At 63.5% G+C, this 8,491-nt stretch carries 5 protein-coding genes; 3 read left to right on the forward strand and 2 right to left on the reverse strand.

Annotated elements, in window-relative coordinates:
- Nucleotides 1-92: 92 nt before the first annotated feature.
- Nucleotides 93-2,102, reverse strand: coding sequence for a UvrD-helicase domain-containing protein (locus EUA94_RS18165; RefSeq protein WP_165357012.1), 2,010 nt, complete (start codon nt 2,100-2,102; stop codon nt 93-95).
- A complete protein-coding gene (locus tag EUA94_RS18170; protein ID WP_165357013.1) occupies nt 2,099-5,449 on the reverse strand; it encodes a DEAD/DEAH box helicase in 3,351 nt (1,116 codons plus the stop codon). The genes EUA94_RS18165 and EUA94_RS18170 overlap by 4 nt, the downstream gene beginning before the upstream one ends.
- 696 nt (nt 5,450-6,145) lie before the next feature.
- On the opposite strand from EUA94_RS18170, the gene EUA94_RS18175 reads away from it, so the two are divergent.
- The 3 genes from EUA94_RS18175 to EUA94_RS18185 all read left to right on the forward strand — a co-directional run bounded on the left by EUA94_RS18175 (nt 6,146) and on the right by EUA94_RS18185 (nt 8,437).
- Nucleotides 6,146-6,640 carry a DUF262 domain-containing protein gene (locus EUA94_RS18175; protein WP_242494950.1) on the forward strand — a complete coding sequence of 165 codons (495 nt, stop codon included), beginning with the start codon at nt 6,146-6,148 and terminating at the stop codon, nt 6,638-6,640.
- Entirely contained in the window at nt 6,612-8,051 is a 1,440-nt protein-coding gene (locus tag EUA94_RS18180; RefSeq protein ID WP_129428312.1) for an HNH endonuclease family protein, read from the forward strand. Before EUA94_RS18175 ends, EUA94_RS18180 begins: the two co-directional genes overlap by 29 nt.
- A 65-nt stretch (nt 8,052-8,116) precedes the next feature.
- Nucleotides 8,117-8,437, forward strand: coding sequence for a hypothetical protein (locus EUA94_RS18185; protein ID WP_129428313.1), 321 nt, complete (start codon nt 8,117-8,119; stop codon nt 8,435-8,437).
- The last annotated feature ends 54 nt before the right edge of the window (nt 8,438-8,491 follow it).

Below are 8,491 nucleotides of genomic sequence, written 5' to 3' on the forward strand. Positions count from 1 at the left end.
CCAGAGGCACCTGGCGACGCCGCGTCACGTGCCACGTCCCTGGAGTGGTGGAAGTTGCGGTCGGTGGAGTCCACTCTCACCAACGTTATGTGTCAACGCCGCGCGGCCTTCCGCAACGCGTCCGGCATGCCCTTGTGCCAGACGACCGCCAGTTCTCGGTTCGCGCGCGTGAGGCTCGTGTACAGCTGCCCCTCGCGTCCGAGGTTCTCAGGGAAGTCGCCGGGCTCCACGACCACGACGCCGTCGAACTCAAGGCCTCGAGCTGATTCGGGGACGTGGACCCTGAGCAGCTCGTGGCCACGAGTCCACAGGTTTAGCGTCTCGCCGCGACGCCAGCCTTCCTTGCCCAGCAGTTGTATCAGTCGACCGGGATCGACGGTGATGATGGCGACAGTCCCATTGGGGTAGCTCTTCAAGAGCCGTAGTGCGGCCTCGACAGCCTTCGGGAACAGCGCGTCAGGTCCGGGGACATACTCAACGCTGGGCCTGGGCCCCTCGACCTGGATCGAGGTCGCACCTCGCTGAGATGATGGGAGGAGCTTGTCGGCAAACTGGAGGATCGGGGTGGTTGACCTGTAGCCGCGGCGCAGCAGCGTCTGTTGCAGGGGTTCGTCGCCATCACCGATGCCGAGGTGGTCGGAGATGTGACCCCACGTGGCGTAGGTGGTGTCAGAGCGACGCTGATTCATGTCGCCGACGAGGGTCCAATGACCACCTGGGCGAAGGTACTGTTCCAGCACATTCCACTCGATGGGCGAGATGTCCTGTGCCTCGTCGACCAGCAGATGAGTGAACTGGTCCGTGAACGGGACAGGTTGGAAAGCGAGGGTGCTCTGGGCCATCAAGGGGAGATATCTTCGCATGCGAATCGCTTCGTTGAACCGGGGCAATCGCGCCATCCAGGCCGAGTCTTCCGGGTTGTCGGAGACCGGTTGCCCCGGGAGCCCATTGGACTGGATAAGGGAGTAGACGGCCTCGAGGTGATCTCGCCGTGCCGTCGGGCCGGTAGGCACGGTCTTGGCACGCTGGAGGATCATCTCCGCGCGGGCAGCGAACTGGCGGGCATGCGCGTCAATGTCGTTGTGTTCTCCCCCGATGCCACCGGACCAGTTGGTCTTCAGGCCGACGATCCGATCAAGTACTTCCGCTATGTGCGTGACGACGATTCGGCCTTCTGGATCAAGCGGCCGCACCAGGCCCTTAACGTGGGCGACGTAATCACTTGTCGGGCCAACCAGGAGCACGGACTGTGCCTGTGCTTCCTTTCGCTCGGCACTGACGAGGTACGCCGCCCGATATGCGGCGACGACGGTCTTCCCGGTGCCCGGGTGTCCCTGGATGAGCAAGTCCTCGTGGGGGCTGCGTGAGACCACGTCGAACTGGTCCGGTTGCAGGGTGGCGAGCACAGATTGCAGGGCAGCTGAGCGCGGAGCAGCCAGCTTCCTAAGCACAGTCTCAGCGGATCGCATCCCGGCGAGTCGCTGGTCTTGTGTTTCGCGGTCGCGGTGCGTCCGCCGGCGGGTTGCCGACCCATCCTCACCAAGTGGTTCAGCGTCTGCCTCGCTTGTGGGCCTAACGGTGTCAGCGGCGGGACTCGGCTGGCTGTCTGGAGAGACGCGCCGCGCCCGGCGGTCCGCTCGCGGAGTGCTGGGCGCCGGAACTTGCAGGTCGCCTGCATCGAAAGGGGACGGGTCGACCCGTGTGAGCCACTCGTCGTCTACGTCGGCGATGTCGCTGAGGCGGTGGTCGAAGGTCCTGCGCACCGCGAGCTTGCCATCGATGGTGAAGCCCTCGTCTCCCGTTCCGAAGAACAGCTGGGATACCGGTGCGTCCCAGCTGACGACCTGGAAGTTGCCGTCGTCTAGGCGGGTTGGCCCGATGTAGCAGGCGCGGCCCAGGAGCTCATCCTCGGCGTCGAAGCCGATCCGTCCAACAAGTGGGTGATCGGAGATTCCGACGGGCAGCTTGATCGCCGACGGGTCCACCCAGTTCCGGCTCCGGGCGACGTTCACTTGGGCGACTATCGACGCTCTGGCCTTCAGACGAGCGAGGTACTCAGAGTTTCTCGCCTGCTCGAATGGCAGGTCTGGGTGCTGTGTCACTCGTTCACCTCGATCACGCATACCGCCAGGTCCTGAGTCTTTAGCTGGGGCTGACTTGAGACATCGAGCTTGGCGAGCTGCTCGGCGAACCGTCTCTCTTGCTTGCGGATCCGTGCCTCCGTCAGCGGAATCGCTCGCGTGTTTCCTCGTTCCTGGTGGGTGGCCAGTGTTACTCGAAGCGATCGCACGCGGCGTTCGTGTACTTGGGCGAATGATTGCCGGCGGGTGGCCACGAAGGCCTCGTTCTCGGCCATCAGCTCGCGGCGGCGTTCGCCGATGCGGACCTCGAGGTTGAAGGTCGCCATCTCCACTGCTTCCTCCAGGTTGCCGTAGTCGCGATGCGGCCCGGCAACCAGAGTTCCTCGAGCGAGTTCCTTCATGACTGCGAGTCCGACGTCCGGCCCTGCGTCTGACAGCGAGGCAAGGTCGACTGTCGCCGTCCAGACCTCATGCAGTTCGCGAATCCCGTCCCAGTCGGCGACAGCTAGGAGGGAGAGGTACTTCCCCACGGGCACACCGGCAATGGCCGGAGTCATTCGTAGGAGCGAGTATCGGCCCTGTCGGTAGCCCGGTGTGCCAACTGCGGCTCGGACTGCGGGGTGTGTGGCCGTGAGCAACGGCAGGCCTGAGACACGGGACAACTCCTGGTCGAGGGAGTAGGTCATCGTCATGCCGGATCGAAATGCGGTGGTCAGTTCGGTAACTTCGGTGCTCAGCCGTTCGTGGGTGCGAACCAAAGCCTGCACATGCTCCGCCATCTCGTCGTTCCCGCGCAGGCGAAGCACCTGCGGTTCCCTCTCTACCTGCCCGCTGAACGTCTCCGCCCAGTCCTGCACCAGGAGAGCCAGCTCGTCTTGACCGACGTAACGTCCGGAGGCCAGCAGGTCTTGTTCGAGCCCTTCGATCTCGGCGCCGTCGCTGCTGACTAATGTGGGGGCGGCGGCTTCGACCTCGGCCAAGGCCAGGGCCTGCTCCTCCAGAGCCAGGATCGCCTCACGACTTCGCTGCTCGCGCTGCTCAGGTGACAGGGAGAAGTCGAACAGGATGTCCTGGACGCTCTTCCAACCGGAGTCAAGAATGGGTTCCAGCTCTCCGATGGCGTGCTCGAACACCCCAATTCGATCCATGACCCGCTCGATGATGTCCGATTCGATCGTGCCGGGCGTGTGGAAGTTGAGTATCGCCAGCTTCTCTTCGGTCTGTCCGATCCGGTCAATGCGACCGATACGCTGCTCGACCTCCATGGGGTTCCACGGGAGGTCGTAGTTCACCACGGCAGAGCAGAACTCGAAGTCGAGACCCTCGCTCGCCACCCTCGTCGCGAGGAGGACGTCATACGCGCCCCCACGGAAAGCAGCCATGACTTCGTCACGCTTGCGGCGGACCACGTCGCCGTGGAGCGCAACCACCCGAGCGTCTCCCCGCAGGCGTGACTCGAGGTATCGCAAGGTGCGCCGGGAGTGGGTGAAGACAAGGACGCGCTTTCCTTGGCGAACCAAGTCCTCTATGGCGATCTGGAACTGGTCGAACTTGGTGTCGGTGGCCAATGAGCGCGCGAGCCTGACGAGCTCTGGACCGGGAGCCACATCGCGTGACGCAGTCTTCGTCTCAATACCGTCGTCAACTTCGAGGTCGACAGCCCTCTGACGTCCCCAGCCCAACACCGAGCGGGCTGCCTCGGGCAGACAGCTACCAGCCAAGCGCAGGGGCATCTGCATCGCGAAGTGCAGCGGGGAGCCTGTGACGTCGGCTCGTTCGATGCACCAACCACGGAAGGCGTTGTAGAACGCGGCCTCAGAGTCGTTGAACAGGGCTTGGACGTGATGCGGCTCCCGCATCGCCTTGAACTCCTGGACCTCGACCTTACGGGTCCGCGTGACCTCAGCAGACAGGCCGTGAAGCTCCGAGCAGATTCTCTTGATCTGGACCGCGTCTGTGGGATCGAGCGCATCCTTCGCGAGGAGCTCTCGGAGCAAGGCATAGTCAGGACGCAGGGTAAGGATGGACCCGAAGACGTCCGAGGCGAGCTCATCCAGCCACGCGCGACGCTGAGTGTTCGTCGCGTCGGGGTCGAGCATGGACTTCGTGATCCGGTTGAGGACGCGGTTAGGAGCGAGGCGCTCCTCCAACGACTCAAGATCCTCGAATTCCCCCGGGACGAGGACGCTCAGCAGATTGAACAGATCGCGGTTGCGAAGGTTCACTGGGGTCGCCGACAGCATGACCATCGCCTCGGCCCAGGTGGAGAGGTGTTCGCCCAGCTCGTAACTGCGGGTGTCAGAGTTTCGGAAGGAGTGAGCCTCGTCGACGATGGCCAGGTCGAAGTTGAGGTTGAGCTCCGTCGCGCGCTCGATCCCATCCCACATGCGGAGGCGCTCGATGCTGCAGACGTACGTCGCACGCAACGGCAAGCGTCCCGACTCCACGCGGTCCAACATGTCACGCAAACCGTCGCCATCCAGCTCGACCAGATCGAAGCCGAACCGCTCCTCCATCTCGCGTTTCCATTTGGTCACCAGCGCTGAGGGACAGACGACTAGCACGCGGTTTGCCTGACGACGGGCCTCCATCTCAGTCCACACCAGACCAGCTTCGATGGTCTTACCGAGGCCAACCTCGTCGGCGATCAACAGCCGAAGGGTGCCAGTGTTGAGCAACTTCTGGACCGGCTTGAACTGGTAGGGGCGAAAGATGGTGCGCGTGGCCCGGAACGAGAAGACAGTGTCGGTGAACCGGCCCGTGAGCTTCGCTCGCGTCAGGGTCGCAGAGAACCTACGTGGTGACACCGGCTTGGTCTCCACCCAGGCGGACGCGCGATCTTCCATCGGTCGGGCCGAGATCGCCCCCTCGTCACAACGGGCAGTCGACCCGCCCGCAAACACTCGATAGTTCCAACCGCCACCGACGTACATGCGACCCTCGCGCACGATTCCGTCGTGCCCGGTGCTGCTGACGACGACCTCAGAGCCAACGGCGAACAGAGGACGAGGGACCGCCGAAGCGCCATCCCATGACTGGTCCGCCCAGGCAAGTGCGTTGTCGAGAGCTGAACCTGGGGGTACGGCCTCGGCCGGAACACTGAGGGACGGTCCGGCGGGGCTTCCAGAGGTGACCAAGAGCGCGAGGGAGGGTTCGACCCCGTCGAACCAATAGATGCCTTGCGGCAACTGCACGGGCAGGCCAGTCACCAGGCGGGCCTCCACTACGTGGTCGATGACATCGGGCAGCCCAGAACCGAAGACGAGTAATTGATCAAACAGGCCGGTCTCCAGAACGCCAGCCAGATCCGTCGTGACCGGGTGATAACCGTGGCTGTGCCGGAGCTGATCACGGACAGGCGCGCCCACGGATCCCCCCTTTGCCGATTCGCTGGCCAGGTTCCCACCGTTGACCACGTGCCGCCCGTCAATCAGGCGAGCTCTCAGCATGCTAAGCCGGACGTCTGACAAGCGGCGGTCGAATGAACGACCTGGTCTTCGTTGGCCGTTCGCGGACATGGTCGAAAGGTCCCAGAACTGGTAGCACCGAAGCTCTTCCCAATGAGGCTCCCAGGCCCACGCCCGGCGCCAAGTCCGGCTTGAGTGTCAGCGCGATTCGCTCGACCATTTCGAGTCCTCCTTTGCGGCGTTGGGATCCGTACATTGCGCCCAGGGTCCGAATCAAAGGCCCGCTCCGCGGATGATCCGGTGACGTCGAGCGGGTTCTGCTCGCGCATCTCGCGACCCTCGCCGGGGCCGCACGGCGCAGCTGCGCAGTCGTGCCGGCACGGCCGAGGGCCAAACCTGCGTGTCCGTGGAATACCAGACATAGGCGATCGGCCATGCCGCCCGGATGGCCGCAAGCGCCTCGACCGGGATCCATTCCAGGGTCAGGAGGACCGCGTAGCTGGCACTCGTGCCGTGGTGGATTCTCACGTGGCGAGGGTTGCGCCTTGTCAAAAGGCGTCGGGCCCCAGGAGTTCGCGGCTTAGGCTGACACGCATTTGCATACCGACGAACCCCGGAGGGCGCATGCCAAGGGAGCACGAGTCGCTCACGAAGGTGATGGACGAGAAGTCGTTTACCATCGCTGATTACCAACGGCCCTATGCGTGGGGCGGCAAGCAGCTCGACGACCTTTGGGGAGACCTGGATCTGATGGGCTCCGGCGAGCACTACGCCGGGACTCTTGTCCTGCGTAGGACCGACATACAGAAGGTGACCTCAGCAGGCGAATCCCTGTGGGAGCACGAAGTTGTTGATGGCCAGCAGCGGCTTACGACCATCACCATTCTGTTGAGCCGACTGCTGAGGGTGTTGCACACGCTCGGCGACCTCGCTGACACCGACCTCGCTGAGGGGGTCGATGAGGCGAAACGACAGATCCGCAGCCTCATACGGATCAACCTTGGCGGTGTCACCGAGCCACGGTTGAAGCTTGGTGTTGACCTTGCGAGCTTCTGGCGTGACCACGTCATCGGCGACATGCCGGCACCGAGCAAGCGGCTGGCCGCCGAGCAGCGACTCCTCGATGCCCGCGTTCTTCGACCAGCGCATTAACGCCCTGCTGGATGCCGCCGATCCCGCGATGTCCGCCCGTCGTCTTCTCGACCTGCGCCGCCGAATCACCTCAGGACTGAAGCTGCTCGTCTACGAAGTTGGCTCGACCGCCGAGGTCGGCGTGATCTTTGAGACCCTCAACGACCGCGGGCGCTCCCTCACAACGTTGGAGAAGACCAAGAACTACCTGTTGTATCTGGCATCGCAACTGCCGGATGAGCGCGGGCACAAGCTGTCGGACCGCATTAATGAACGCTGGTCCGGCATATTCAAGAACCTCGCAGACCTTCCCCCCGACAGCGAGGATCGACTCCTTCGCGCTCATTGGCTGGCTACACAGAACGCGGATCGCCGCACTTGGACCGGCGTGGAGGCAATCAAGAAGAAGTTCCCGCGTGCGAAATATGTCCCCAGTTCTCAACGGCTTGAGAGCGTCGGAACGGCCCCGATCGTCAACACCGATGCCGTATGGCAGGACCTGTTCGACCACGTCACCGACTACGTCGACAGCCTTTGGCAATGCTCTGAGTTCCTAGCCGACCTCGAGGACCTCAACGCCAAGTACGAAATCTGGTCATCCGACCCAGTTGTGACGGGTCGAGTCCGACGCCATTCGCAAGCGCTGGCCCGCAGTGGTGTCGTAGCTCAGTTCCTGCCCCTACTCTTCGCCAGCAGGCTCGCTCACGCCAAGGACGGTGCGGCATATGCCAGTATTGTCGAGGCTTGCGAGGTCTTCTCAGCCCGAGTATTTGCCATCTGCACTCGCCGTGCGGGAGCGGGTCAGGTAGCCCTGGCTGGCGCGGCGAACCGGCTGTTCCGCGGGGCCATAACAGCAGACGAAGCGATCATTGAGATCACCAAGTTGACGTGGGAGTACGCCCCGGACGATCTGGTACGCAGCAACTTCCAGCCCTCCGTGAACTGGTACGTGAGGAGCTCGCACAAGTACGTGCTCTACGAGTACGAGCTTTCACGTGGGAAGTCTGCCGGAGTCCTGGACCCTTTCACGACCTTCACTCAGGCCTTCCAGAAGACGACTGAGCACGTCCTGCCACAAACCCCGGCCGCCGGAAGTCAGTGGCTCGTGACGTTCAAGGATCCCGCGGAGCGTGCACAATTGACGGACTGCCTCGGCAATCTCGTCCTAACGATGGACAACTCGTCCTACGGCCGCAAGGAGTTCTCCAGCAAGCGGGGAACACCAGTCCAGGTGTCGCCTCCCTGCTACTACGGCGCTGCGCTGCTCAGCGAGCGAGAGATAGCGAACTCAGACAAGTGGACGCCCCAGTCGGTCCGCGACCGGCTCGCCGAGCTCGAGGGTTGGGCGCTCACGAGGTGGCCTGCGACTGGCCCAGTCGCCGCGCCCGTCGCTGTAGACACCGACGTCGAAGACGACGACGACGACGACTAGCACCGCTGCCCCGATCGTCCGGACCGGGCGGTCCACGCCGCGCTCGTAACCACTGAGGCGAGTCGATGAGTGCCGCCTGCTTCGACTCAGCACAGAGATCATGGGACGACGAGGCGGCCGCGGCGGCGCTTGACGTCCGAAATCACGGCGACGACTTCGCCCTTGGTTCAATGCACGCATTTCCGCTCAGCATCGTCGAGTTGGCCCGCTCATGCGGAGACGTCCTGGAAGACCTCCGTCCGTTCACCCAAGGCGAAGACGTCCCCGCAGGCTCTCGCGACGTTGAGACCATGAGCGAGGACGAACTGGTCTCGGCGCTGGCAGAGGCCCTCGGATTCGTGCTCGTCTTAACCTGCTGGATGACTAGGGCGTGTCTCCAATGTTGAGCGTGGTTCGGGCTTGATGCTGGGCCCATGACGCGGATGGCGGTGCTCAGCGAT

Origin of the sequence: Nocardioides zhouii (assembly GCF_004137345.1) — a bacterium.
GTDB classification, from domain to species: domain Bacteria; phylum Actinomycetota; class Actinomycetes; order Propionibacteriales; family Nocardioidaceae; genus Nocardioides; species Nocardioides zhouii.

What these genes read in the sequence shown, in the direction of transcription:
- EUA94_RS18175 (WP_242494950.1), top strand. Translation starts at nt 6,146, where the DNA reads ATGGACGAGAAGTCGTTTACCATCGCTGATTACCAACGGCCCTATGCG.
- EUA94_RS18180 (WP_129428312.1), top strand. Translation starts at nt 6,612, where the DNA reads ATGCCCGCGTTCTTCGACCAGCGCATTAACGCCCTGCTGGATGCCGCC.
- EUA94_RS18185 (WP_129428313.1), top strand. Translation starts at nt 8,117, where the DNA reads ATGAGTGCCGCCTGCTTCGACTCAGCACAGAGATCATGGGACGACGAG.